Source organism: Hymenobacter siberiensis (assembly GCF_018967845.1).
Lineage (GTDB): Bacteria > Bacteroidota > Bacteroidia > Cytophagales > Hymenobacteraceae > Hymenobacter > Hymenobacter siberiensis.
In genome coordinates this window covers 4,683,808-4,709,305 of sequence record NZ_JAHLZZ010000001.1, presented here as the reverse complement: position 1 = coordinate 4,709,305, position 25,498 = coordinate 4,683,808, and the positions used below count along the sequence as shown (strand labels likewise).

Genomic DNA, 25,498 nt, shown 5'->3' with positions numbered 1-25,498 from the left:
GGCTGCTGGAATGGAAAGGGCCCGACCAGGTGCGGCATTTCGGTGAAGGCCTCCCGACTGGTAGCCCACTCATTGGCACGTTTGGGCTGGGAAATAATCGGGTTGAGGTAACGGATGTAGCAGCAACCTCGGAAGGCAAAGTGTGGGTAGTGAACCGGCATTTGCTTCCCGGTAGCTCGGGATTGTTTATACTGGACCCTGCTACGACCACCTGGCAGGTTATTCCATGGGTGCCTCATCTGCAGGAGCTTGAGCGAGTTGCCCTCGATGACAACGGCTACGCCTGGGTAACTGTATCGCGCAAAACAGACCCCTCCGGCACCGGGCCTGCTATTGGCATTTACGCGGTAGACCCCGCCATTACTCAATCCAATCCACCGCGCCTGTTTACGTCCGCGACCGGTCTGCCCGATAATCAGATTTACGAGCTGGCGAAAGACCGGCGCGGGTACATGTGGGCGGCTACCATTAAAGGCGTGGCCGTGTTTAGTGATCCGAGCGGCCCGTTCCTGTCCCCGGCCGGATTCACGCTGCCGGTGGTGCGGCGCGGGGAAGGCACGGGCTTTCCGGCGCTGTTTAGCGAGGCCGTGCGGACGCTGGCCGTGGACGGGGCCGACCGCAAGTGGTTCGGGACCGATAATGGCCTATGGCTGTTTAGCCCCGATGCCGACGAGGCCCTGATGCACTTCACTACGGCCAACAGCCCGCTGCCTTCCAATCGCATTGTGGACGTGAAGGTGAACGACAAGACCGGCGAAGTATGGGTGGCCACCGATGCTGGTGTGGTCGCCTACCGGGGCTCAGCTACCGTAACCGAAGGTGAGCCGCACTGCACGGCCGTATTCCCTAATCCCGTGCGGCCTGATTTTCAGGGCACAGTTGGAATCAGCGGCTTGGCTAATAATGCGTTGGTGAAAATTACCGACGTGGCGGGCCATCTCGTGTATGCCACCACGGCCACCGGCGGGACCGTTGCCTGGAACCTGACCATGCCCGATGGCCAGCGTGTGCGGTCGGGCATTTATCTGGTGCTATCGTCGGACGCCGATGGCAAAAACGGCTGCGTGAGCAAAGTAGCCGTCCTTAGCAAATGAGTTGAGCGTGTGGGAAATGTGGAAATCTGGGAAACGTGGAAATGTGCCAGTTGCAAGCCAGTTGAAAATCTCCGCATTTCCACATTTTCCATGTTTTCACATTAATATAGCATGCTGATTAAGACACGGGGCATTGTCCTTAGCTACCTCAAATACCGCGAAACGAGCATTATCGCCCGGGTGTACACCGAGCGGCTGGGCGTGCAGACCTACGTGGTGAATGGCGTGCGCAAGGCCAAGCCGCCGGGGCGCATAGCCCTGTTTCAGCCCTTCACGCTGCTGGAGTTGGTGGCCTACGTGGCCCGGGGCAGCAGCGGCCTCACGCGGCTGTCGGAGTTCCGGTGCGCCGAGCCCTTCCAGACGCTGCCTTACGACGTGCACAAAAGCAGCGTGGTGCTGTTTCTGTCGGAAGTGCTGGGCCGGGTCGTGCGCGAGGAAGAGCAGAACGAAGCGCTGTTTAAATTTCTGCACGATTCCATCCTGGACTTTGACCGGCAAGCAGCGGGCAGCGAGAATTTTGCGCTGGGGTTTATGCTCCAACTGGCTGCTTACCTGGGGTTTGGCATCAGTTCTGGCAGTGAACTGACCGACCAGGTGATTATGGCGGGCCACGCGGCCACTGCCAAGGGCGTGACCGGCCCGGCCACGCTGCGGCTGCACGAGTTCGATGGCTATTTCGACGAGCTGTTGCGCGCCCCCGCCACCAGCACCATCCCCAACGGCCGCGTGCGCCATGAGCTACTGAACGTGCTCATCCGCTACTACCAGTTGCACGTGGAGCAGATGGGCGAAATCCGCTCCCTGGAAATCCTGTCGCAGGTTCTCAACTAAAAAAAGCTGTCCTGTGCTTGTCAGAAACCAGTATGCCGGTAGGCGTCTGGTTTCTGACAAGCACAGGACAGCTTTTTTTAAGCTTAACGGCTTAATCCGGTTATTTGAAGTCAACCAGTTCCACCTCGAAGCGGAGCACGGCGTTGGCGGGAATGTCGGCGCCGGCACCGCGGGGGCCATATGCCAGGGGCGACGGAATGAGCAATACTGCCTTGCTGCTTTTGTTGAGCATAGCAATGCCCTGGTCCCAGCCCGGAATTACCTGGCCCTGGCCCAGCACGAAGGAAATGGGCTCGTTGCCGTGCTTGGCCGAAGAGTCGAACTCCTGCCCCGTGGCCAGCACCGTGCCCCGGTAAAGCACGCGCACCGTCTGGCCGGTTTTGGGCGGCAGGCCGGTGCCGAGCTTCTTGAGGATGTAATAGGTGCCGCCCGTCGTTTTCTTGGCAGTGGCCTTGTTCTTTTTCAGGTAGGCCTGAATGGTAGCCACGTCCTTGGTCATTTGTGCGGCGGCCAGTGCCTTGCCCTGCCGGACGCTTTCTTCCTGCAGCTTCTGCTGGCGGGCCGTCATTTCGGCCATCGTCACTAGCTCGCGGGCGCTGGCCAATACGACCAGCTTGTTGCCGCTCCGGCGCAGAAACGGCGGTACGGGCTGGCGGAAGGTTTTCGCAAACACGGTATCGGCCGGGAAGCGGAAGATGGCGCTGTCGCCGGGCAGCAGCAGGCCCAGGGCTTCCTCCAGGCTGCCGGAGGTAACCTGCGCGGGCAGAGCCACCGGCTGGGGCAGCGGCTGCAGCTGGCGCGAGTTCATAAGCACCGAGTCGCGGCCCGTACGGAATTCCATGAATACCGTCAGGACCTGGCCGGCCCGGCTGGCGTAGGGCGCATCGGTGGGCGCGAGGGCGCGGGGCTGATAGTGCCCGGTGGCATCTTTGCGGAAGAGGCGGTACTCCGTGCCTGCGGGCAGGCGGGAGAAATCAGTAGCCGGCGCCTGTGCCTGCGCCACCTGGGCTAAGCTAAACAGGGCCCCTAACGCGGCAAAAAACAGATTTCGCATTGTTCTAAGTAAGGTTCTGGAAGGATGAGCGGCCGCATGAAGTCTTACCGGACGCTCACAACCTGCAACTCGAATACCAGGTCAGTATCGGGAGGAATTAAGTAATGAGATTCATCGTCGGGGTCGCGCACGCCGGCTGCGCCGTAGGCTAGCGCGGCCGGTATCCAGGCGCGCACCCGGGAGCCCACGGGCAGCAGGGGCAACAATTTGTCCCAGCCCGCGATGACTTCCTTGCGGCCCACCCGAAACCGCACCGGCCCACCCGAGGCGGCCGTCGCGTCAAAAATATGGCCGTCGGGCAGGAAACCGGTGTAGCGCACGGCTACGCGCTGGCCAGGCCGGGCCAGCGCCCCCGTGCCACGCTCCCGAAAAATAAAACGCACCCCGCCCGGCGTAAACTGCGGAGCGAGGTGCGCGGTATCGGGGCTGGCTCCGGTGGCGGAGACAATGGGCGTAGTGGGCACGGCCGGCTTGGGAGCATCCTGGGCCTGGGCTGCCGGGCCGCTAAGCAGCAGCAAGGCCAGCAGGCTGCCTATTCCCCGTGCGATTCCCGTGGTGCCGTGCATGGCAGACTTAAAATACTTCGAGGATTTCTACGTCAAACATCAACGCCGAATCGGCGGGGATGGAAGCTGAACCGGTGGGGCCGTAGGCCAGATAGGAGGGAATAAGCAACAACTTCCGGTCGCCCTGGCGCATCAGCAACAAGCCTTCGTTGAAACCGGGAATAGCCCCGCTGCCACCCGTGAATACCACACAGCCACACTGGGTATGATTCTCCGAGGAATTATCGAAAATAGTACCCTGTGGATAGTTGGGGTTGCCATACGAAGCCGGGTAGCCCGTGGAGGCCGGGTGCGCGCCGTTGCTCAGAAACCGCCCGATGTACTTCACACGCACCTGCTTGCCCGTGGTAACGGCCAGGCCGGTGCCCGCCACGCTGTCCACCACGTACAGGCCGGAGTTGGTGCGGCGGGCTTTTTTCAGCAGATTACGCTTGTCCAGATACTTATGAATCGTATCCTCGTCGATGATTTTCAGCTGATTCTGGTGTTCAGCCACCTGCTTCTGGTAGGTCGTTTGCGAGTTGCAGCTCCAAAGGGCCGGAGCGGCGAGCAGCAGGCAGGCACCCAGCACCAGGTGGTGTGCACGGAGCAGAATTTTATTCATGGCGAAGCGGATAAAAAGATTCCGACCAACGGAGCCCGGGCAATAGTGCCGTGCCGCCCGTTGGCCGGAATCAGTAACAGTAAGAAGGATTATTGAACGTCAACAAGTTCCACTTCAAAGCGCAGGGGCGCATTGGCGGGAATGTCGGCCCCGGCCCCACGCGTGCCATAGGCCAGCGCCGAAGGAATGAGCAGAATGGCGCGGCTGCCCTTGTTGAGCAGGGCAATGCCCTCGTCCCAACCCGGAATTACGGCACCCTGGCCGATGGGGAAGTCAATGGGCTTGCCGGCTTTGTCCGACGAGTCAAACTGCTTGCCGCTGAGCAGCGTGCCGTTGTAGTTCACGCTCACGGTCTGGCCGGCTTTGGGCGTAGCGCCGGTGCCGGGCTTCAGCACCTGGTAGTAGACGCCCGATGGCGTTTTCTGCACGGTGAGGCCATTTTTCTTGATGTATTCCTGCAGCAGGGCATCGTCCTTTTTCATCTGGGCCTGCACGGCCGGCTCGGCCAGGGCCTTCGCCTGGGCGTCTTTCTGGGCCTGCATCTGCTTGGCGTACTCGGGCGAGGCCATGCGCTGCTTCAGCTGGGCGGCCATGGCGCGCTTTTGCAGCTCGGGCTGCATCGCCTGAGCTTCTTCCTGCGTGATGAGCTTGTTGGTGGTCGATACAAACATCTGCACTACGTTGCCGCCGCGCTTCAGGAAGGGGGGCACGGGCTGGCCCGACTTGGGCTTGATGAGCGAATCGACCTGGAAGCGGAACACGCCGCTGTCGCCGGGCTGGAGCATGGACAGGGCCTCGTCGGGCATGCCTTTCTGCTTCAGCTCCTGCAGGGGCAGGGGCACGGGCATGCCCACGTCGCGGCGGGTGTTCTGAAGCACCGAGTCCTTGCCGGTGCGGTACTGCATGTTGCCGAGCAGAAACTTGCCCACGCGGTCCTTGTAGGTCGGGTCGCCGTCGGGGCCGATTTCGCGCCGCTCGTAGCTGTTTCCGACTTTTTTGAAAATCTTGTACTCGATGCCGGACTTGGTCTTGGCAAAGTCACCCCCGCCTTTGTTGCAGGCGGTGAGGGAAGCGAAGCTCAGCACGCCGGCCGCCAGGGCCAGCTGCCGCGCAGAGCGGGAGGTAAAACGCATGAAAATTAAAAAAGTGAGGGTCAGATACGGTTCAAAGTTACGCCACTGGCGGCGCTACGGCAGCGGGTACGCCCGTTAATTGTTCCTTGTATTCGGGCAGGATGCTGAGGAAGCGGTCCACGGTTGCATCGAGGGGCAGGTAGCTGATGCCGCCGGAGGCATTGTGGTGCCCGCCGCCGTCGAAATGCCTGCGCGAAAAGTCGCTGACAGAGAAGCTGCCCACCGAGCGAAAAGAAATTTTGACGGCCACGCCGCGGTCAATGAAAACCGCCGCGAAAAGGATGCCCTCAATGCTCAGGGCGTAGTTTACCAGGCCTTCGGTGTCGCCGGTTTTGCTCTGGTACTGGCGCAGTTCGTCCTGCGTAATAGCGATGTAGGCCGTGTTGAACTCGCGGTTCACCACCAGCTTATCCTTCAGTACGAAGCCCAAAAAACGCAGGCGGATTTCGGAGTGCGAGTCGTAGATGCGGCGGTGCACCGACGAGAGGTCGATGTTCACCTTGAGCAGCTCGGCAATAATCAAATGCACGTTGCGCGAGGTGCTGGGGTGGCGGAACGAGCCCGTATCGGTCATAATGCCCGCGTACAGCGCCTCGCCCATGCCCTTGGTGATTAGGTCCTGGTGGCCCAGGTCGCGGATGATTTCAAAAATCAGCTCAGCCGTAGCGGCTGCCGTGGGCACCGAGAACGTGATGTCGGCAAAGTCCTCGGGCTCCTGGTGGTGGTCTACCAGCACCTTGGTGGCGCTGGCCACCCGGATGTATTCGCCCAGCTCATTGATGCGGCCCAGGCAGCTAAAATCGAGGCAGCAGATAACCTCGGCGCGGGCAATGAGGTCGCGCACCTGCCGGTCGTTCCGGCGCTTGTCGTAAACAACGACTTCGTCGTTGCCCTCCATCCAATTGAGGAAGGCCGGATAATCGGACGGCGTGACCACCGTGACGTGGTGGCCCTGCTGCTTCAGATACCCGGCCCAGGCCAGTGACGAACCCAGCGCGTCGGCGTCGGGCTTGTGGTGGGTGGTAATAACAATCTGTTTGGGCTGCGCCAGCAAGGCTTGCAGCGCGGAAATGGAACTAGACATCGACAACGTGAATGGCCCGGAAACGGAACTGAGGGCCGGTGGCTTACGAATAATTGGGGCGGCAAAAGTCGGCATAAATCCGTTCTCAACAACGCACTGCCTGCGGAAGGTTCTCTTCAAGTATCTCAACGGCGGGTAGAACCCGGCCAAAGCAACCCGTGCGCTTTGTTGCTACTTTTGTGGCTCAATACTTTTTTCAACCCCCACTCTCCCCCGACCAACGCAATGGCCACCAACCGCACATTCACGATGATTAAGCCCGATGCCGTTCAGGAAAACCACATTGGTGGCATCCTGAGCATGATTGAGGCCGGCGGCTTCCGTATCGTGGAGCTCCAGAAACTCAACCTCAGCGCCGAGCGCGCCGGCCAGTTCTACGCCGTGCACGCCGAGCGTCCGTTCTACAACGACCTCGTGAAATACATGTCGAGCGGCCCCATTGTGGCGGCTATTCTCGAAAAAGAAAATGCTGTAGCTGATTTCCGTACCCTCATCGGCGCTACCAACCCGGCCAACGCCGAGGAAGGCACCATCCGGAAAAAGTACGCCAAGAGCATCGAAGCCAACGCCGTGCACGGCTCGGATTCGGACGAAAACGCGCAGATTGAAGGCGAATTCTACTTCGGCAACAAGTAATTCCAGCCGCCGCAAGGTAGCAAAAAGCCCGCTCTGCGCATGCAGAGCGGGCTTTTTCTTTATACCAAAAGCAGACTGTTTTTATACTAATCTTGTATTGTTGAGCTTTTTTTAGCGGCTGAAACCAATGCGTTTGCCATTGGCCTCCAGTTCGGTAAAGGTATTGGGCTCGCGGTTGTAGAGCTCGGCCAGGGAAGTTGGCTCCGTAATGGGGTCGGTCAGGCCCAGCGTGGTGCCCAGGGCCTGGGCCTTGTTGGCCGCCAGGGGGCCAAAATGATAGGCCGCAATGAGCCGGCCCTTGCGCAGTAGGGCCTTGTCGATGCGCGAAAGCTCGGTGTTGAACGTGCAGATAATCTGAATGTGGAAGCCGTCGGACAGCAGGCCGTCGGACAGGTTCAGCAGGTTGCTCACGGCGTTGCCGCCGGGCCCATCGCGCTTTGTTAGCAGCTCCTCGGCATCCTCAATCAGCAGGATGGAATTGGTGTTGTCGTGGAGCTGGTTGATGAATTCGGGGTCGGCGATGCGGGCCGCCAGATTGGGCGGGATGAACAGCTTGGGCTTATCGGTGAGGCCGCAGAGGTGGCGGATGTAGCTGGTTTTGCCGTTGCCGGGCGGGCCGTAGAGGATGATAATGCCCTTGTCGTTGGGCTTCTGCAGGCGCTGCACAATGGTTTCGTGGGCGGGCAGCAGGTCGTCGTTGTAGTGCGTGGCCAGATTCAGCGCCGGAATGGTGATGGGTAGGGGGCTGAACTCCAGGTCGCCGGTACTGAGGCGCAGCACCTGAATGCGCTTGCGCTCGACTTTGCCGGTTTCGAGGTGGGCCGTGAGCAGGGCGCGCAGCTGGGCCAGCAGGGCCGGGTCGGTCTGGGGTGAATAGTAGAGCTGGGCCGCCTGGTCGCCGTAAATGCCGCGGTCGTAAAACCACAGCAGCACGTGCGGGGCCAGCGTCAGGGCTTGGTACTGCAGCTCGGGAGCCTTGCCCACTTCCTCCACGTACACCGATTGCATCACGGTGGCGCGGTCCAGGTCGTGGGTTTCGGCAAGGGCGGTGAGCACAACCTGCCGTGCCTCGGTAGAGGCCAGCTGGTAGATTTCACGGCGCGGCAACGCGCCGAAAGTGGCATAGAACCACGCCACGGGCTGAAAGCCCTGGTGGGTGTAGCTCAGCGATAGATCGGGGGCAGGAGGGGTAAGCGAGGGCGTCATGCCAGATGCGAATGCTTGAAAAAGGCCGGCCGGCTAGGCTTGCTCAACGGAGAGCAACGGCGCGACGTGCGAGGAGTCTTCGACCGGCTGGGTGGTGTGCTTATGCTTGAAAATAAGTACGAACAGTACCGCGATAACCAGCGAGTACCCCGCAAACGTGAGCCAGATGCTGTGCCAGTCCTTCACGCCATTAGCATCGGTGAAGTAGTGCTGGATGATGAGGCCGCTGAGCGAGCTGCCCAGCACCGCTCCAAAGCCGTTGGTCATCATCATAAACAGGCCCTGCGCGCTGGCCCGAATGCTGGGCTGGGTCTGGGTTTCGACGAACAGCGAGCCCGAAATATTAAAGAAGTCGAACGCCATGCCATATACGATGCACGAGAGGATAATCATCCAGAGGCCCTGGCCGGGGTTGCCGTAGGCAAATAGGCCGAAGCGCAGCACCCAGGCAATCATGCTGAAGAGCATCACCTGCTTGATGCCGAAGCGGCGCAGGAAGAACGGAATGGCCAGGATAAACAGGGTTTCAGAAATCTGCGAGATGGACATGATGATGGCCGGATACTTCACCGTGAGGGTATTTTTGTAGGCCGGGTTCTGGTCGAAATCGTGCAGGAAAGTGTCGCCGTAAGCATTGGTAAGCTGAAGGGCGGCACCCAGCAGCAGGGCAAACATAAAGAAGGTGAGCATCTTGCGGTCGCGCAGAATGGCGAACGATTTAAGCCCCAGAATTTCTGCCAGGCTCTGGCTCGAAGAATTGGCCGACTGCGGCGGGCACTTAGGCAGCGTGAAGGAATAGAGACCCAGCGCGAAAGCTGCACCAGCCGCCACATAGAACTGGCTGGCCGACTTTTCGAAACCCAGCAGGCTTACCGTCCACATGGCCACGATAAAGCCGATGGTGCCCCAGACACGGATGGGCGGGTAGTCCTTCACTACGTCGAGCCCTTCGGTTTTCAGTACCGAAAACGACACGGCGATGGACAGCGAGAGCGTGGGCATGTAGAAAATCATGTTCAGCAGGATAACCCAGAAGAACGTGCCCGGGTCCGTCACCATCGGGATGGTGCAAAGCGTGATGCCGCCCAGAATGTGCAGGATGCCGTAGAGCTTTTCGGCGTTCACGTACTTATCGGCCACAATGCCCATGAGCGAGGGCATGAAGATGGAAGCAATGCCCATGGTTGAGAAAATGGCCCCAAACTGGGCACCAGACCATTGCTTCGTTTGAAACCAATAAGCGCCAATGGTAATCAGCCACGAGCCCCAGATAAAGAACTGGAGGAAACTCAGGACAGTAAGGCGCAGCTTCGTATTCATGCGGGAACGGGGCAAAAGGGGTGGGATATGACGAATGCAGGCGCGGCGCAGGGGCCACGACCGTCAAAGATAAATAAAAAAGCCCCTGCGAAGCGCCCGGTTGGGGGCGAGCTTCGCAGGGGCTTGCATTAGCCGTTGGGGGCCGTTTTACGCCTCGTAGGTGGGCGAGAACGTGCCTGCGGGCTGGCCATCGGCCGTGGGGTAGTCGGTGTAGCCGTCTGCAAAGCCGTTAGGGCCGGGGGAATAGTAAGAAGCTTGGTCACTCTCGGACAGAGGCTGGCCAGCTTGCAGGCGCTCCACGAGGTCGGGGTTGCCGATATAGGCGATGCCGAAGGCGATGAAGTCGGCGCGGCCGGCGAGGTCGGCTTCGGTGCGGGCCAGGTCGCGGTAGCCGCCGTTGTAGATGACGGGGCCGGTGTAAGCGGTGTGGATGCTGTCCAGCACGTCGGCCGGAATGTTGCCCGTGCCCACGAGGTGCACGTACACCACGCCGATTTTTTGCAGCTCGGCGGCCAGGTAGGCGTAGGTTTCGGCCATTTCGGGGTAGGCCCCCATGTCGTTGAAGGTGCTGCCCGGCGAGAGGCGCACCCCGGTGCGGTCAGCCCCGATTTCGGCAGCCACGGCGCGGGTTACGTCGAGCACGAAGCGGGCGCGGTTCTGCACACTGCCGCCGTATTCGTCGGTGCGCTGGTTGCTGTTCGGGTTCAGGAACTGCTCGGGCAGGTAGCCGTTGGCGCCGTGAATTTCTACGCCATCAAAGCCAGCTTCCATGGCCAGCTTAGCGCTGTGGGCGTACTGCTGCACCACTTCGGCCACTTCTTCGGTGGTGAGGGCACGGGGCACGGGCTGGTCCTGCATTTGCTGCTGGTCGGTCCACATCTGGCCTTTGGCCGCGATGGCCGAAGGAGCTACCCCCTCGGCCCCTTCGGGCAGATTGAGCGGATGGAACACGCGGCCGGCGTGCATGAGCTGAATAAAAATGTGACCGCCGTGGTGGTGCACGGTTTCCGTCACGCGCTGCCAGTTAGTCATCTGCTCCGGCGTGAACAGGCCGGGAATGCGGGCGTAGCCCAGGCCATCGGCCGAGGGCGACACGCCTTCCGAAATGATGAGGCCGGCAGTGGCGCGCTGGCGGTAGTATTCGGCCATCAGCTCATTGGCCTCGTTGCCCAGGGCGCGGCAGCGCGTCATGGGAGCCATTACGATGCGATTGGTAAGGGTGAGCGGGCCGAGTTGGGCGGGCTCAAAAGCTTTGCTTGACATAAGTTCGATTGAATTGGCGGGGTGCGCAAGCCGCCGGGTAAATAAGGCGCGGTGATAAAGCAGGTACGTACACGAATTGTTTTCGGCTGAGTTTCGCCAGCGAAGTCGACAATAAAAAAAGGCCCGCCTCCGGTGGGAGACGAGCCTTTTTCAGTAAAAAAAGCCTTCGCTGCTGAGACTATGCGGCGTAGGCGGTGGCAAAGCGCTTGTTCACTTCATCCCAGTTGATGAGGTTGAAGAAGGCGGCGATGTAGTCGGGCCGGCGGTTCTGGTATTTCAGGTAGTAGGCGTGCTCCCACACATCGAGGCCGAGGATGGGCATGCCCTTGCAGCCCGACTCGGGCATCAGCGGGTTGTCCTGGTTCGGGGTCGAGCAGATTTGTACCGAGCCGTCGGGCTGTTTGCACAGCCACGCCCAGCCCGAGCCGAAGCGCGTAGCACCGGCTTTGCTGAACTCTTCCTTGAACTTATCAAATGTGCCAAATGCCGTGGTGATGGCTTCGCCCACCGCGCCGGTGGGCTGCCCGCCGCCGTTGGGCGAGAGGATGGTCCAGAACAGCGAGTGGTTGTAGTGGCCGCCGCCATTGTTGCGCACAGCTACCGGGGCTTTGGCAATGTTGTGCATAATTTCCTCGATGGACTGGTTCTCCATTTCCGTGCCCGCGATGGCCGCGTTCAGGTTGGTCACGTAAGCCTGGTGGTGCTTCGTGTGGTGGATTTCCATGGTCTGCGCGTCAAACGTGGGTTCGAGCGCGTCGTAGGCGTACGGGAGTTTGGGAAGTTCGAAAGCCATAACTGAAAAAGGGGTTGGGTTAGTGAAAAGAGAAGGAAAGGGTGGTTTTTAAACCGGCGGCTGCCCGCATAGTTGCGTTGGCCAGTAGTTAGGCTTCAAAAGTAGATTATTTTCGCTTCATACTGAAAAACTGCTGCATCAATTTGGCACAGGCATCGGCCTGCACACCACCACGCAGCTGCGTGCGCCGATGCAAAAGGGCCCCATGCCGTCGAAAACCCACTTTGGGCTCCTCCGCGCCAAACACCACGGCTTTTAATTGAGCCCAGTAGCTGGCCCCGGCGCACATCACGCAAGGCTCGATGGTGACGTAGAGCGTGCAATCGGACAGGTACTTGTTGCCCAGGTAGTTGGCGGCGGCCGTGAGGGCCAGCATTTCGGCGTGGGCGGTCACGTCGCGCAGGCGCTCGGTCTGGTTGTAGCCGCGCCCAATTATTTGGTTTTCAAACACCACTACGGCCCCGATGGGAATCTCATCGGCGGCTAGGGCTTTTTCGGCCTCGGCCAGCGCCTGAGTCATAAAGTATTCGTCGGGGGCCAGCACTGCTTATTTCTTCATTACGATGGCTCCCATCACGGCCTGGGCCGTGGGCTGCCACTGGGCCTGCTCCTCGGCCGGGGCCACGAAGGTGAAGACGTAGAGCTGCGTGCCCTCAATGGCATACTGCACGGCCTGGTAGCGCTTGATTGGGGCCAGCTGGCTGCCGGTGCGCCGGCTGTCGGCCACGGTCGAAACGAATTCGAAATAGATGAAATCGCGCCCGTTCACGGTTCGTATATCTTCCTTGATGAAATCAACCTTGGTATAAAGCCGCTGAATGCTGGACTTGTAAATCTTAATCAGCACGCCGTAATCGAAGCTTTCGAACGTGGTGGGGCGCACGGCTACGCTAAAATCCACGCGCCCGCTGGGGTTGGAAAACACGGCCAGCGGCTTGCGCGGCGACGGATATTTCACGGCAATGCCGTCGTCGGGCAGGGGCGCGAAGCCCGCTGGTACGCCCACGCTCAGCGTCGAAGCCAGCTTCACGGTGGTGAGCTTGGGCGCGGGGCCGAAAGACGTGAGGGCAAAAAGTAACAGCAGCAGCGAAGCGAATTTCATAGCAGACAGTGAATGGTAACAATACAAAAGAACGTCATACAAAGAAAGAACGTCATGCCGAGCGCAGTCGAGGCATCTCGCGTGCAGTAGTAACCAAACAGTTGAGTTACTAACACCAGAGAGATGCCTCGGCTGCGCTCGGCATGACGTTCTGAAGTATTTCAAACTCCGCTTAGCGGCGAACGGTGGGGTACTTGATGCGGACCTTCTTCCAGTACACGTAGTTGCCGGTTTTGGCTTCTACGAGGTAGGTGCCGGCCGGAATCTTGCCCAGGTTCACGGGCGCGCCGGTGTTGTTGGCGGGGTCCAGGTCAGTCTGGTACATCACCTTGTTCTTGTAATCGGTCATCACCAGCGTGCCGGCCTTGGTGAATTGCTGCGTGAAACTCAGCAGAATATCAGTCGAGTTCGGCTTGGGAAAAACATCGATGCCCGACAGCGTTTCGATGCGCTTGATGGGGCCATCGAGCGTCACGGCGTCGCCCGTAGACTTTGATTTGATGACAGTGCCCGAGGCATCCGACTTGCTCTTGATTTTGATTTTGGTTTGGGCCTGCGCGGAGCCGGCTACTAAAAGGGCGGCGGCCAGAGCGAGAGCGGGAAGAAATTTCATGGGTATTTGAAGGGATTGAGAAGACAAAGGAACGTAGCTACGGTCTGCCTTTGCATACTCCGTACCAAAGTTTGGGTTTCGCCCCGCCCGCGTAGTGGCTACCTTCGCGGTAGATTCATCTAATAGTTATCAATTACCATTTAACAGGGCATTCCCCAGGCATCCGGCTCACCCTCGTGTACCGCAAGCCACCAGCTGTTACGTGAAAGGCGATGATTGTTAAATGTTAAATGTTAAATGTTAATTGCCAAGATGCTACGTACCCACACCTGCGGCGAGCTCCGCGCCGAACACATTGGTCAAATCGTCACCCTTTGCGGCTGGGTGCAGCGCACCCGCGACAAAGGCGCCATCCTCTGGGTTGACCTGCGCGACCGGTACGGCCTCACCCAAATCACCCTCGAAGAAGGCCAGGAGGCCGAAGCTGTGCGCGAAACCGCCCGCCACCTCGGCCGCGAGTTCGTGCTGCAAGTGACCGGCAAAGTAGCCGAGCGCTACTCCAAGAACGACAAAATTCCGACCGGCGGCATCGAAATCCGCCCCGAGAAGGTCGAGATTCTGAACCCTGCCAAGCTGCCGCCCTTTCTCATCGAAGACGACACCGACGGCGGCGACGACCTGCGGATGAAGTACCGCTACCTCGACCTGCGCCGCACCCCCGTGCGCAACAACCTCATGCTGCGCCACAAAATGGCCCAGGCCGTGCGCCGCTACCTCGATGGCCAGGAGTTTATCGAAGTCGAAACGCCCGTGCTCATCAAGTCCACGCCCGAAGGTGCGCGCGATTTCGTGGTGCCTTCGCGCATGAACCCCGGCGAGTTCTACGCCCTGCCGCAGTCGCCCCAAACGTTCAAGCAGCTGCTCATGGTATCGGGCTTCGACCGCTACTTTCAGATTGTGAAGTGCTTCCGCGACGAAGACCTGCGCGCCGACCGCCAGCCCGAGTTCACGCAGATTGACTGCGAAATGGCCTTCGTGACCCAGGAAGACATCCTCGACATGTTCGAGGGCCTGGTGCGCTACCTGTTCAAGGAAATCAAAAACCTCGATTTCCCCACCGTGCCCCGCATGACCTACGCCGACGCCATGCGCGACTACGGTAACGACAAGCCCGACACCCGCTTCGACATGAAGTTCGCCGACCTCACCGACACCGTGAAAGGCCAGGGCTTCCCCGTGTTCGACAGCGCCGAGCTGGTGCTGGGCATCAACGCCGCCACCTGCGCCGCCTACACCCGCAAGCAGCTCGACGAGCTGACTGACTTCGTGAAGCGCCCGCAAATCGGTGCTACCGGCCTCATCTACGCCCGCGTGGAGGCCGACGGTGTGGTGAAATCATCGGTCGATAAGTTCTACTCGCAGGAAGAGCTGCAGAAGTGGAGCGCCGCCTTCAACGCCAACCCCGGCGACCTGCTGCTGCTACTGGCCGGCTCCGAGGCCAAAACCCGCAAAGCCATGAGCGAGCTGCGCCTCGAAATGGGCCAGCGCATGGGCCTGCGCAACAAGGAGGAATTCTCGCCGCTGTGGGTGGTCGATTTTCCCCTGCTCGAATACAGCGAAGAGGAAAACCGCTACTTCGCCATGCACCACCCCTTCACCTCGCCCAAGCCGGAAGACCTGGCTCTGCTCGACTCGCCCGCAACCATCGGGCAAGTGCGCGCCAATGCTTATGACTTGGTAATCAATGGGGTAGAAGTGGGCGGCGGCTCCATCCGCATCCACGACCGCGCTGTGCAGGCCCGCATGTTCTCGCTGCTTGGCTTCACGCCCGAAGAAGCGCAGGCCCAGTTCGGCTTCCTACTCGATGCCTTCGAGTACGGCGCACCGCCCCACGGCGGCCTCGCCTTCGGCTTCGACCGCCTGTGCAGCCTCTTCGGCGGCTCCGACAGCATCCGCGACTTCATCGCCTTCCCCAAAAATAACTCCGGCCGCGACGTGATGATTGACTCGCCCTCGCCGATTTCGGAGGTGCAGCTCAAGGAACTGAGCATTAAAACGGACGTGGTGGCGAAGTAGCCAATGAAGAAAAAGCCCCGCTTCAGCAAAAAGCAGATTGCTTACGAATACGAAATTGGCTATTCGCAAAGTGCGATTCTGTTCAATTTTGTGTTCGGAGTGCCGCTGTTATTCGGAAGTTTGGTTTTAGCTTTTTGGTGGAGGGCATTGGCCTTGCTGTTTCTGTCAGCTACTGGGCTTTTCATGGTTTGGCGAGCTGTAAAAATGCTCCGCAACCAAGGCCCGCAACTCAAGATTGGCTACCAGGGAATCTGGACGGTAAAATCAAGTCATTTGCCTTGGACTCGGGTAATGGCCGTAATCAAGCAAAGCACTGGATTTCGCGGCGGTGTGACAGAGCATCTGGCAATTGTCAATCGATTCAATCCACACTTTGATATTGAACAAATCTGGATTGACCAGTTGGATGTCGATATTCGTTCGCTTCGCGTGTATTTGAAAAAATGCGCGTCAGGCCAGACGTAAGAATCATTGCAACAGCAGCGGCGACTGATACTTCAGTCGCCGCTTTTTATTTGGAGACTATAGCCAGAACCAAAAATCGATTTTGCAGCACTCACCTCCCGGATTCCTGCGTTCACCGGGCAACGCTCAGGGTTGAACGAAGGCCGAAATCCGACCATGCCCCAGTCGAGTAGGTTTGTTTCAGTTAAGCACCGTACCACTCGCATCCATGACTAAACTATACATCTTCGCCGCCGTTTTCCTGTTCTGGAGTGCCCTTGCTGCCTCGCTTATGCAGGTGCAGCTGGTGGTTTCGCCGATGCACAAGCTGCGGGTGCCTACCTACCGTTCCATGCCCATCCGCTCGACGGTAATCGCGCAGGTGCAGGGCATTTCGACTACCGCTACTTACAATTAATACCAGTCTGGCCGGGATATTCGGCCCGGTTAGGTGATTACTCAGGTGATTGTTATTTGTTGAAGTGCTAGGACTTTAAAAATTATCTTAGGACTTACGCAGTTGAAATACCAACCAACTGAAAAACAGCAGTATAACAAATATGCGTCTTGAATGCAAGTCGTTGATTTTCAGGTTACACAGCTTTTTAAGTGCGTAAGTCCTATATCTATTAAAAAGCGCCGTCTCCTCACTGGGAGCGGCGCTTTTGCATTGCGGCAAATGCGCGCCAAAAGGTGTTACGATGCAGTAGGGCAGGGCCCGGAACCAGCCACGTTGCTTCGGAGGTACTTATGTTTGCGGCCCCTAATTGTCAGTCACGCTAAAGGTTATGTTTACGGAAGCAGATTTGGAAGCGCTGGTGCCGCAGAAGATTTTCGAGCGGGGCAGTGCCTATTACTATGATGACAACGCCGTGGGCCGCATCAGCCGCACCGGCGACACCTTCAAGGCCAGGGTGGAAGGCACCGAAACCTACCGTGTCGAGCTGACCATGCGCCCCGGTAAGCCGCCGAAAATCTATTGCGACTGCCCCTACGACTACGGCGATGTGTGCAAGCACGGTATCGCCCTGGGCCTGGCCGTACTCGATTGGTTTGGCGGCGGCGACGAACCCAAACCAGTCCCCGAACCCGCCCCGCTGACTAAAAAAGCCCGCCGCGCCCACCTGCTGTCCGCCGCCTGGATCCGTACCAGCGACCGGGAGCGGCTGGCGTTTCTACAGCAGCTCCTGTTGCAAAAGCCCAAGTTGCTGCGTCGGTTTCTGAAGGCTTTCGAGTTCGATGAAGCCTTATTGCTGGCGGCCACAGCCCGGCCGCCGTCGGCTGCTCCCAAGCCGCGCGGCCGCCGGCCCGCGCCGCGCCGTCCGCTCACCTTCGTGGAACAAGCCCATGTCCTCATCAACGGCAACAGGCAGCCAGAGCTCCTGGCGCTGCTCCTGCCCTTGGACTGGGTGCGCGAGCCCCAGCCATTCAACACCCAGGCTTGGCCCTACCTGCTGGCCGAATCGGCCCGTGCCCAGCCCGAAGCTACCTTCGATGCGGTAATGGAGCGGTTTGAGGGCTACCTGAATAACCAGTCATTGCGCGGCAGCCCGCTCTACTATTTCATCGCGACGTGTTTGAGTAGATTGGTATCGCTGCCAGCCCTGGGGGAGCAGGTGCGGCTATTCGCTTCAGAATTGATGCAGCAGTACCGGCGGCTTTCCTCGCTGCATCAGGCCCTGACTACGGCCGGATTCTTCCCCATTAAAAATGAGCTGGATACTGGCCTGCCACCCAAAAAGCGCGGCCGTCAGCCCAAAAATCCTGCGCGCTAAAAAGCAAAAAGAGCATCCGGCCGGACGCTCTTTTTGCTTTTTGAACTGCTTCGGAAAAGCTAGAAGTTCCGCTCGCCCGTTTCGCGCTTTCCCAGCATCACCGAACCCACCATGGCGGCCAGCAGCAGAATAGACGCCAACTCAAACGGCAGCGCGTAGTCGCGGAACAGCACCATACCCAGCTTATCCACCATGCCAATCTGCGAGTCGAACGTAGCCGCGTCGTAGCCGGCAGGGCTGATGTTACGCATAGCAGCCACCAGTATCAGCAGCAGCGAACCACCGGCGATGGCGGCCGCAAATTTGGCCAGGGCCGGCTTGTGCGGCTCAGTGTCCTCGTTCAGGTTCAGGAACATAATCACGAACAGGAACAGCACCATGATGGCCCCGGCGTACACAATGATGTTCACTACGGCCAGGAACTGCGCGTTTAGCAGCAGGTAGTGGCCCGAGAGCGTGAAGAACGTGAGGATGAGGAACAGAACGCTGTGCACCGGGTTTTTGGCCAGCACCACGCCCAATGCACTCAGCAGGGCCACGAATGAAATAAAGAGGAAGAGGGACATTGATTGTGAGGTAAGCTTTGGCTTGCCGTTCGTTAAGAGGGTCAGGTTTGAAGACGGCAAGCTAAAGCCTACCGCACGAAGCTACGCCAGCTGCGTGCGCAGCTTGTCGGCCTGCTCAGGCGTGAGCTGGATGCCGCGCTTCGAGCGATTATCCGGCGTCACGGGCTCCACCAGCCGGTCCTTGCCGTAGATGAACTCGTCGCGCTCGAAGCGTGGCGGGGCCATTTTGTCGGCTTGCAGGTACACGGCGGCTTTGGGGCAGGCTTCTTCGCACAGGCCGCAGAAGATGCAGCGCAGCATGTTAATTTCGTAGCTCACCGCGTACTTCTCCTCGCGGTAGAGGCCTTCTTCGCCCTTTTTGCGCTCGCCAGCCACCATCGTAATGGCTTCGGCGGGACAGGCCACGGCGCAGAGGCCGCAGGCCGTGCAGCGCTCGCGGCCGGCTTCGTCGCGCTTCAGCACGTGCAGGCCCCGGAAAACAGGGGAGAAGGGGCGCGTTTCTTCGGGGTAGCGGATGGTGACCTGCTTCTTGGTGGCCGCCCGGAAAAAGTGCTGCATCGTAATCGACAAGCCCTGGAAAATAGCCGGCAGGTAGGCCCGCTCGGCCAGGGTCATCGGCTTCTTTTCGAGAACTTTGGCGCGTTTGCTTAAGGATTCCATAAGTCGTTATTTAATTACGCCGAACGTAATCAGGCCGCCCGTGAGCAGGATGTTGAAAATGGCCAGCGGGATGAGGATGGTCCAGCCCAGGCGCATCAGCTGGTCGTAGCGGAAGCGCGGCAGCGTCCAGCGTACCCACATGAAGAAGAAAATAAAGGCGAAGATTTTGCCGAACAGGCCCAGCAGGCCCACAATGGTAATGATGTTCTGGGCCGTGACCAACTCCAGGCCCCGGCTCGATACCAGCCAGTCGCGCATTTCGTACTGGAACGGGAAGTTGAAGCCACCGAAGTATAGCACGCTCATCACGGCCGAAGCCACGAACACGTTGATATACTCGGCAAACAGGTACAGGCCCATTTTCATGGAGCTATACTCGGTGTGATAGCCGCCGATGAGCTCGGTTTCGCACTCGGGCAGGTCGAAGGGCGTGCGGTTGGTTTCAGCGAAGGCGCACACGATGAAAATCAGGAAGCCCAGCGGTTGCTTCATGATGTTCCAGTTGAAGATGTCGTGCCACACAAACGGCGCGGCCGACGACTGTTGCAGCGTGATTTCACGCAGCGACAGCGTGCCCGAAATCATCAGCACCGCAATCAGGGCCAAGCCCATGGCCAGCTCGTAGCTGATGTTCTGCGAAGCGGCCCGGATGGCGCCCAGCAGTGAAAACTTGTTGTTCGAAGCCCAGCCGCCAATCATGATGCCGTACACGCCCAGCGACACCATGCCGAACACGTAGAGCATGCCTACGTTGATTTCAATCCCTTGCAGATGCACGATGGTATCGCCGAACTGCAGGAAGTTGCCGAACGGAATCACCGCCGACGACATCAGAGCCGTGACCATGGCCAGGCAGGGCCCGAACACGAACAACGCCCGGTTGGCCCCGGCCGGAAAGAATTCTTCCTTGGTGAAGAGCTTCACGGCATCGGCCAGCGGCTGCAGCAGGCCGAAGGGCCCAGCACGGTCGGGGCCCACCCGGTCCTGCAGAAACGCGGCGATAACGCGCTCGGCGTAGGTGGAGTAGGTGGCAATCAGCAGCGAAACGCCGAATACCACCAGAACAACGAGGCCTTGCCAGCCCAGAGCGGGGAGAGTCATATTTGGAATTGTCTATTTCGTTGGAACGTCATGCAGAGCGCAGCGAAGCATCTTGCTCGGGGAAGTAAATAATTACTTTGCTCAACGAAGCGGGCAAGATGCTTCGCTGCGCTCTGCATGACGTTCTTCTATTGTCGTTCTACTGCTTAATTATTCAAACCACCCAGCCGCAATGGCGGGTTGCGTTCCAGCTCCCGCGTGGTGCTTTCGGGCAAATCCCGAATCACCTGCGGGTTCACCACTGGCAGCTCGTAGTGGTTTTGGGCAATCACCGAGGCACGGTTGATGTGCGCCGGGCCTTCCAGCGTCCAGTCCGATGTTTCCTTTTTATCGAAGCGGCAGGTGTTGCAAATCCACTCTTTCACTTCGCCGTATTCGTCCTTGCGGGCGGTTACGCGGAGTACGTCTTTGCCTTTGTACCAGAGGGTTACGCGACCTTCGCATTTGTCGGTCTGGCAGTCGCGGTGGGCGTTCACGGGCTTGGTGAACCACACGCGCTGCTTGAAGCGGAAGGTTTTATCGGTTAGCGCGCCCACCGGGCACACGTCGATGACGTTGCCGCTGAAATCGTTGTCGATGATGTTTTCGATGTAAGTGCCGATTTCCGAGGCATCGCCGCGGCCCAGTACGCCGTGCACGCGCTCGGGGGTGAGCTGGTCGGCCACGTACACGCAGCGGTAGCACAGGATGCAGCGCGTCATGTGCAACTGGATGAGCGGGCCGATGTCGATTTTCTCGAAGGTGCGGCGCTCTTCCTCGTAGCGGGTGGTGCTCAGGCCATGCTCGAAGGCGAAGTCTTGCAGGCTGCACTCGCCAGCTTGGTCGCACACCGGGCAGTCGAGCGGGTGGTTGATGAGCAGCATCTCCACAATGCCCTTACGCACGTCCATCACCTGCTCGTTGATGGTGTTTTCCACCACCATGCCGTCCTGCACCGTGGTGATGCACGAGGCCACCAGCTTGGGCATGGGACGCGGGTCTTTGGCCGAGCCGGCCGAAACCTTCACCAAACAGGCGCGGCACTTACCACCCGAGCCTTTCAGCGGGGTATAGTAGCACATGGCGGGCGGCACGATGCTGCCGCCAATCTGGCGGGCCGCGTTCATGATAGTGGTGCCATCGGCAACCTCTATTTCAATACCGTCGAACGTTATTTTAGCCATTTGATAGTTTTGTATTTAGGTCGTCATGCTGAGTATTCTGCGTATCAAGCAGCGTCGCAGCGAAGTCGAAGCATCTCTACCGGTTAAGTAATTCAATCGATTCAACGAAGCGGTAGAGATGCTTCGGCAAGCTCAGCATGACGTCCTTTTCTTCGTTCATTACCGCCTCTACGCCAGCACCGCCGCGCCGCGATAGGCCGCGCCGGGAGCAGTAGCTTCTTTGGGGTTGGTCACGTGCCACTCGAACTCGTGGCGGAAGTGGCGTACTGCAGCGGCTACCGGCCAAGCGGCCGCTTCGCCCAGCGGGCAAATGGTGTTGCCTTCAATCTGCTTGGCCACGCTCACCAGCAGGTCGATGTCGTGCATCGAGCCGTGGCCGTGCTCCAGGCGGTGCAGTACCTTTTCCATCCAGCCCGTGCCCTCGCGGCAGGGCGAGCACTGCCCGCAGCTCTCGTGGTGATAGAAGCGCGAGAAATTCCAGGTGTTCTTCACGATGCACGTGGTTTCATCCATCGCAATGAAGCCGCCGGAGCCCAACATGGTGCCCGTCACGAAGCCGCCGTCGCTCAATGACTCGTAGGTCATCAGGCGGTTTTCGCCGGCGGCGGTTTTCAGAATCAGCTCTTTGGGCAGAATCGGCACCGACGAGCCGCCCGCTACTACGGCCTTCAGGTCGCGGCCTTTCCAGATGCCGCCGCAATACTCGTCGGAGTAGATGAATTCCTCTACCGGCAGGCCCAGCTCAATTTCGTAGATGCCGGGCTTGTTAAGGTGGCCGCAGGCCGAAATGAGCTTGGTGCCCGTGCTCCGGCCAATGCCGATTTTGGCGTACTCATCGCCGCCTTCGTTCACGATAACCGGCACGGCCGCAATGGTTTCCACATTGTTCACCACCGTAGGGCGGGCGTACAGCCCCTGCACGGCCGGGAATGGCGGCTTGTTGCGTGGGTTGCCGCGCTTGCCTTCCAGCGATTCGAGCAAGGCCGTTTCTTCGCCGCAGATGTAAGCGCCGGCACCGGGGTGCACGTGCAAATCGAGCGAGTAGCCCGAGCCGAGGATATTCTCGCCCAGGAAACCGGCCGCGTAGGCTTCGGCAATAGCCTTTTCCAGGATGCGCAGCACGTACAACAGCTCACCACGGATGTAGATATAGCTAGTGCGCGCGCCCAAGGCGTAGCTGCCCGTAATCATGCCCTCGATGAGCAGGTGGGGCAGTTTCGTCATCAGCTGCCGGTCCTTGAAGGTGCCGGGCTCCGATTCGTCGGCGTTGCACACGAGGTAGCGCGGCACGCCCTCGGGCTTGGCCAGAAAGCCCCACTTCATGCCGGCGGGGAAGCCCGCACCGCCGCGCCCGCGCAGGCCCGACTTCTTCACTTCCTCGGTCACTTCGTCCGGGGTCATGGTTTTGAGCGCCTTTTCCACGGAGCGGTAGCCGCCGTGCTTGCGGTACACTTCAAAGGTGTTGATGCCTTCGACGTTGATATGTTCAGTTAATAGCTTGCGTCCCATAGCGGTAATTGCTTATTTATTGGGCTGATTGTCTTCCAGTCGCGTTATGCGGGCATCGTGCTGTTGCAGCAACTGGCGCACGTACATGCCTTCTTCCCGAAAGGCCGCGATGAGCATTTCCGTATTGCTGCGGCTTTCCTCAGTCAGGGTTTTGATAGAACCTGCTAACTGAACAATGGCGCTTTTTACTTCGCCCATTTCAACCTGCAGCTTGTCTACACTCACCTCCAGCTTTTCCACACTGTGGCTGAGATGCACCGTCACGGTTTGCAACTGCTTAATGTCGCCGCGCAATTCGTGCATCTCAATTAGAATCTCGGACACGACGAGCGGCAAATCCTGGTTTTGTTCGGCCATAATTCTAGTTGTTTTTAAGCGAATTAGGCAGGTCGTTTTCTTCCCACGACAGGATGGGCCGATGAATCTGCCCGCGCAGCTCGTTGAGCATGGCATCCACCGCTTCGGGCGTGTCGAGCTTTTCGTAATACTGCTCGCGCACCTGCACTACGGGGGCAAAGCCGCAGGCGGCCAGGCACTCCACTTCTTTCAGGGTGAAGTTGCCATCGGGCGAAGTACCGCCTACTTTGGCCCCGGTGATGCGCTCCAGATTAGCGGTCAGCTCGTCGGAGCCGCGCAGCATGCAGGGGCCCGTACGGCAGATTTCCAGTACGTGCTTGCCCACCAGCTTGAGGTTGTACATGGTGTAGAACGACGACACCTCGTATACCTCAATGGGCTTAATATTAAGTGTTTCTGCTACCAGGTCCTGCACCTCGGGGCTCACCCAGCCGCCGAACTCGGCCTGCGCGATGTGCAGAATCGGCAGCAGGGCCGACTTGCTCTTATCGGCCGGATAATGCGTGAGCAGGCGCTTGATTTCCGCCTGGGCGGCGGCAGAGAAGGTCGGTTTAGCGGGCGCGGTAGTCGGCTCCATATATCAATAGCAAAAACTAGGCGTCCAGTTCGCCGGCGATGACGTTCATGGACGAGAGAATAACAATGGCGTCGGAGAGCGTGGTGCCCACAGCCATTTCGGGGTACGCCTGGTAGTAGATAAAGCAGGGCCGGCGGAAGTGCAGGCGGTAGGGCGTGCGCCCGCCGTCCGACACCAGGTAGAAGCCCAGCTCGCCGTTGCCGCCTTCCACCGCGTGGTACACCTCGCCCACGGGGGCATCAATCTCGCCCATCACGATTTTGAAGTGGTAAATCAAGGCCTCCATGTTCTTGTACACGTCCGGCTTGTCGGGCAGGTAGTAGTGCGGCGCGTCGGCGTGGTAGGGGCCGTCGGGCAGGCGGTCGAGGGCCTGATTAATGATGCGCAGGCTCTGCCAGATTTCCTCGTTGCGCACGATGAAACGGTCGTAGGTATCACCGTTGGTGCCCACCGGAATGTCGAACTCGAAGTCTTCATAGCTCGAATACGGGTTCATCACCCGCACGTCGTAGTCGACGCCGGCGGCCCGCAGATTGGGGCCGGTGAAGCCGTAGCTCAGGGCCTTTTCCGCCGAAATCGGGCCCACGTTTACCACGCGGTCCATGAAAATGCGGTTGCGGTTGAACATGCTTTCGAACTCCTTCATCACCACCGGGAAGCTTTTCAGCCAGGCACGGAGCTTGTCGATAGCCACGGGCGAGAGGTCGCGCTCCATGCCACCCACGCGGCCCATATTGGTGGTGAGGCGGGCCCCGCACACCTCCTCGTAGATTTCATAGACCTTCTCACGTTCCTGAAACAGGTAGAGAAAGCCCGTGAACGCGCCCGTATCCACGCCCAGAATAGAGTTACAGATGAGATGGTCGGTAATTCGGGCCAGCTCCATCATAATCACTCGGATGTATTGCGCGCGTTTCGGCACGGTCACACCGAGCATTTTTTCCACCGTCATATGCCAGCCCAGGTTGTTGATGGGCGACGAACAGTAGTTCATCCGGTCGGTGAGGGTGGTAATCTGGTAGAACGGCTTGCGTTCGGCCAGTTTCTCAAACGCCCGGTGGATGTAGCCGATGGTGGGCACGCCGGATACGATGCGCTCGCCATCCATTTGCAGGATGTTCTGGAAAATGCCGTGTGTGGCGGGGTGCGTCGGACCCAGGTTCAGCGTCGTCAGCTCCTGGCTGAAGTCGTTGAGAATGGGCATCAACTGGCCGGCTCGCTGGGCAGCGGCCTCTTCCTGAATCTTGTGGGTGCCTGCCAGGGCGTCGTTTACTGCCATTTTAGTTGGTGCCTGGTGCTTGATTTTTGGTGCTTGGTTTAGGGTAACTCGTGCTTGCTTGTCGGTTTAAATGTTGTTTGTACCAAGCACCAAGTACCAACAACTAAGCACCAAATAATTACCGGCCGAAAAACAGGTCGGTTTTATCTTCGCGGGTACCATCTTCCACCGGGTACTGCTTGCGCATTGGGAAGTAATCCATGTCCTCCACGTTGAGGATGCGGATGAGGTTGGGGTGGCCGGTGAAGATGACGCCGTAGAAATCGTAGGCTTCGCGCTCCATCCAGTTGGCCGTGTTGTAGAGGTCGGTGAGGGTGGGTACCACCGGGTCGGCAACGGGGAAGAAGATTTTCAGGCGCAGCCGGATGTTCTTCGTCAGGCTGTGCAGGTGGTAAATCATGCCCAGCTCCTGGCTCGGGTTTTCGGGGTAGTTGATGCCGCACATCGTGGTCAGGAAGTGGAACTTCAACTCCTGGTCCTGCTGCAGGCCGGCAATGATTTCGTGGATGCGTTCGCGCGTGGTGGTTGCCGTGAGCAGACCGTAGGGCTCGTGCACATCGGTAAAAGTATCCGCGCCGAACAGGCGGGTGAGCAAGGCAAGCACCTGCGAATTCTGGGCCTTTATCGGGTCTTCGGCAACGGGCGCTTCGGGCGCGACGGCAGCATCTTGAGGAGTCATTTCGTTGTAGCTATTAGCTGTTAGCTGCTAGCTGTTAGCTTTTCATGTTCACCGGAAACCTGTCTGCTCAGAA

The 25,498-nt window shown here is 59.1% G+C and carries 28 protein-coding genes; 7 read left to right on the top strand and 21 right to left on the bottom strand.

Annotated features, from left to right (window positions below; all coding sequences use genetic code 11):
* On the top strand, positions 1-1,094 hold a 1,094-nt coding region (porZ, locus tag KQ661_RS20705; protein WP_216727911.1), incomplete at its 5' end, for a type IX secretion system anionic LPS delivery protein PorZ.
* Between the two features lie 111 nt (positions 1,095-1,205).
* Complete coding sequence (gene recO, locus KQ661_RS20700) at positions 1,206-1,925, top strand: DNA repair protein RecO (protein ID WP_216727910.1); 720 nt, start codon at positions 1,206-1,208, stop codon at positions 1,923-1,925.
* A gap of 100 nt (positions 1,926-2,025) precedes the next feature.
* On the opposite strand, the gene KQ661_RS20695 is transcribed toward recO, so the two are convergent.
* The 5 genes from KQ661_RS20695 to KQ661_RS20675 all read right to left on the bottom strand — a co-directional run bounded on the left by KQ661_RS20695 (position 2,026) and on the right by KQ661_RS20675 (position 6,366).
* Positions 2,026-2,979, bottom strand: a complete 954-nt coding sequence (locus KQ661_RS20695; RefSeq protein ID WP_216690285.1) for an FKBP-type peptidyl-prolyl cis-trans isomerase — start codon at positions 2,977-2,979, stop codon at positions 2,026-2,028.
* Between the two features lie 44 nt (positions 2,980-3,023).
* Positions 3,024-3,545 carry an FKBP-type peptidyl-prolyl cis-trans isomerase gene (locus KQ661_RS20690; RefSeq protein WP_216727909.1) on the bottom strand — a complete coding sequence of 174 codons (522 nt, stop codon included), beginning with the start codon at positions 3,543-3,545 and terminating at the stop codon, positions 3,024-3,026.
* A 7-nt stretch (positions 3,546-3,552) separates the two neighbouring features.
* Positions 3,553-4,149 (bottom strand): FKBP-type peptidyl-prolyl cis-trans isomerase, encoded by a 597-nt coding sequence (locus KQ661_RS20685; protein WP_216690283.1) that lies wholly within the window; start codon positions 4,147-4,149, stop codon positions 3,553-3,555.
* An 89-nt stretch (positions 4,150-4,238) separates the two neighbouring features.
* A complete protein-coding gene (locus tag KQ661_RS20680; RefSeq protein ID WP_216690282.1) occupies positions 4,239-5,282 on the bottom strand; it encodes an FKBP-type peptidyl-prolyl cis-trans isomerase in 1,044 nt (347 codons plus the stop codon).
* Positions 5,283-5,319: 37 nt separating this feature from the next.
* Positions 5,320-6,366, bottom strand: coding sequence for a DHH family phosphoesterase (locus KQ661_RS20675; protein WP_216690281.1), 1,047 nt, complete (start codon positions 6,364-6,366; stop codon positions 5,320-5,322).
* A 225-nt stretch (positions 6,367-6,591) separates the two neighbouring features.
* On the opposite strand from KQ661_RS20675, the gene KQ661_RS20670 reads away from it, so the two are divergent.
* Positions 6,592-7,002 (top strand): nucleoside-diphosphate kinase, encoded by a 411-nt coding sequence (locus KQ661_RS20670; protein ID WP_216690280.1) that lies wholly within the window; start codon positions 6,592-6,594, stop codon positions 7,000-7,002.
* Positions 7,003-7,113: 111 nt separating this feature from the next.
* Here KQ661_RS20670 and KQ661_RS20665 read toward each other — a convergent pair whose 3' ends face one another.
* The 7 genes from KQ661_RS20665 to KQ661_RS20635 all read right to left on the bottom strand — a co-directional run bounded on the left by KQ661_RS20665 (position 7,114) and on the right by KQ661_RS20635 (position 13,299).
* The gene (locus tag KQ661_RS20665; RefSeq protein ID WP_216727908.1) at positions 7,114-8,208 is read right to left on the bottom strand and encodes an AAA family ATPase; all 1,095 of its coding nucleotides are present in this window, start codon (positions 8,206-8,208) and stop codon (positions 7,114-7,116) included.
* A gap of 33 nt (positions 8,209-8,241) precedes the next feature.
* Positions 8,242-9,528 carry a nucleoside permease gene (locus KQ661_RS20660; protein ID WP_216690278.1) on the bottom strand — a complete coding sequence of 429 codons (1,287 nt, stop codon included), beginning with the start codon at positions 9,526-9,528 and terminating at the stop codon, positions 8,242-8,244.
* Positions 9,529-9,675: 147 nt separating this feature from the next.
* Positions 9,676-10,791 carry an alkene reductase gene (locus tag KQ661_RS20655; RefSeq protein ID WP_216727907.1) on the bottom strand — a complete coding sequence of 372 codons (1,116 nt, stop codon included), beginning with the start codon at positions 10,789-10,791 and terminating at the stop codon, positions 9,676-9,678.
* 178 nt (positions 10,792-10,969) lie between these two features.
* Complete coding sequence (locus KQ661_RS20650) at positions 10,970-11,584, bottom strand: superoxide dismutase (RefSeq protein ID WP_216727906.1); 615 nt, start codon at positions 11,582-11,584, stop codon at positions 10,970-10,972.
* Between the two features lie 106 nt (positions 11,585-11,690).
* Positions 11,691-12,104 (bottom strand): nucleoside deaminase, encoded by a 414-nt coding sequence (locus tag KQ661_RS20645; RefSeq protein ID WP_216690275.1) that lies wholly within the window; start codon positions 12,102-12,104, stop codon positions 11,691-11,693.
* Between the two features lie 27 nt (positions 12,105-12,131).
* On the bottom strand, positions 12,132-12,686 hold the full coding sequence (locus KQ661_RS20640; protein ID WP_216727905.1) for a hypothetical protein: 555 nt from the start codon (positions 12,684-12,686) through the stop codon (positions 12,132-12,134).
* Between the two features lie 172 nt (positions 12,687-12,858).
* Positions 12,859-13,299, bottom strand: a complete 441-nt coding sequence (locus KQ661_RS20635) for a hypothetical protein (RefSeq protein WP_216727904.1) — start codon at positions 13,297-13,299, stop codon at positions 12,859-12,861.
* 252 nt (positions 13,300-13,551) lie between these two features.
* Here KQ661_RS20635 and aspS point away from each other — a divergent pair, with 252 nt between their 5' ends.
* The 4 genes from aspS (at position 13,552) to KQ661_RS20615 (ending at position 17,534) form a co-directional block, all read left to right on the top strand.
* Positions 13,552-15,315, top strand: a complete 1,764-nt coding sequence (gene aspS, locus KQ661_RS20630; RefSeq protein WP_216727903.1) for an aspartate--tRNA ligase — start codon at positions 13,552-13,554, stop codon at positions 15,313-15,315.
* A 3-nt stretch (positions 15,316-15,318) separates the two neighbouring features.
* Positions 15,319-15,780 (top strand): hypothetical protein, encoded by a 462-nt coding sequence (locus tag KQ661_RS20625; protein WP_216727027.1) that lies wholly within the window; start codon positions 15,319-15,321, stop codon positions 15,778-15,780.
* Between the two features lie 208 nt (positions 15,781-15,988).
* Complete coding sequence (locus KQ661_RS20620) at positions 15,989-16,177, top strand: hypothetical protein (protein WP_216690271.1); 189 nt, start codon at positions 15,989-15,991, stop codon at positions 16,175-16,177.
* Positions 16,178-16,547: 370 nt separating this feature from the next.
* Positions 16,548-17,534 (top strand): SWIM zinc finger family protein, encoded by a 987-nt coding sequence (locus KQ661_RS20615; RefSeq protein ID WP_216727902.1) that lies wholly within the window; start codon positions 16,548-16,550, stop codon positions 17,532-17,534.
* A 59-nt stretch (positions 17,535-17,593) separates the two neighbouring features.
* Here the strand turns inward: KQ661_RS20615 and KQ661_RS20610 are convergent, their stop codons facing one another.
* The 9 genes from KQ661_RS20610 to KQ661_RS20570 form a co-directional block, all read right to left on the bottom strand.
* The gene (locus tag KQ661_RS20610) at positions 17,594-18,100 is read right to left on the bottom strand and encodes an NADH-quinone oxidoreductase subunit J family protein (protein WP_168673539.1); all 507 of its coding nucleotides are present in this window, start codon (positions 18,098-18,100) and stop codon (positions 17,594-17,596) included.
* An 81-nt stretch (positions 18,101-18,181) separates the two neighbouring features.
* Positions 18,182-18,760, bottom strand: a complete 579-nt coding sequence (locus KQ661_RS20605; protein WP_168673540.1) for a NuoI/complex I 23 kDa subunit family protein — start codon at positions 18,758-18,760, stop codon at positions 18,182-18,184.
* 6 nt (positions 18,761-18,766) lie between these two features.
* Entirely contained in the window at positions 18,767-19,861 is a 1,095-nt protein-coding gene (nuoH, locus tag KQ661_RS20600; RefSeq protein ID WP_216690269.1) for an NADH-quinone oxidoreductase subunit NuoH, read from the bottom strand.
* Positions 19,862-20,007: 146 nt separating this feature from the next.
* The gene (locus tag KQ661_RS20595) at positions 20,008-21,024 is read right to left on the bottom strand and encodes a 2Fe-2S iron-sulfur cluster-binding protein (RefSeq protein WP_235727029.1); all 1,017 of its coding nucleotides are present in this window, start codon (positions 21,022-21,024) and stop codon (positions 20,008-20,010) included.
* A gap of 168 nt (positions 21,025-21,192) precedes the next feature.
* Complete coding sequence (nuoF, locus tag KQ661_RS20590; RefSeq protein ID WP_168673543.1) at positions 21,193-22,533, bottom strand: NADH-quinone oxidoreductase subunit NuoF; 1,341 nt, start codon at positions 22,531-22,533, stop codon at positions 21,193-21,195.
* A gap of 12 nt (positions 22,534-22,545) precedes the next feature.
* Positions 22,546-22,890, bottom strand: coding sequence for a hypothetical protein (locus KQ661_RS20585; RefSeq protein WP_216690268.1), 345 nt, complete (start codon positions 22,888-22,890; stop codon positions 22,546-22,548).
* A gap of 4 nt (positions 22,891-22,894) precedes the next feature.
* Complete coding sequence (locus KQ661_RS20580) at positions 22,895-23,467, bottom strand: NADH-quinone oxidoreductase subunit NuoE family protein (protein ID WP_216690267.1); 573 nt, start codon at positions 23,465-23,467, stop codon at positions 22,895-22,897.
* A gap of 16 nt (positions 23,468-23,483) precedes the next feature.
* Positions 23,484-24,671, bottom strand: a complete 1,188-nt coding sequence (locus tag KQ661_RS20575) for an NADH-quinone oxidoreductase subunit D (RefSeq protein ID WP_226915852.1) — start codon at positions 24,669-24,671, stop codon at positions 23,484-23,486.
* Between the two features lie 193 nt (positions 24,672-24,864).
* Positions 24,865-25,425, bottom strand: coding sequence for an NADH-quinone oxidoreductase subunit C (locus KQ661_RS20570; protein ID WP_216690265.1), 561 nt, complete (start codon positions 25,423-25,425; stop codon positions 24,865-24,867).
* Between the last annotated feature and the right edge of the window lie 73 nt (positions 25,426-25,498).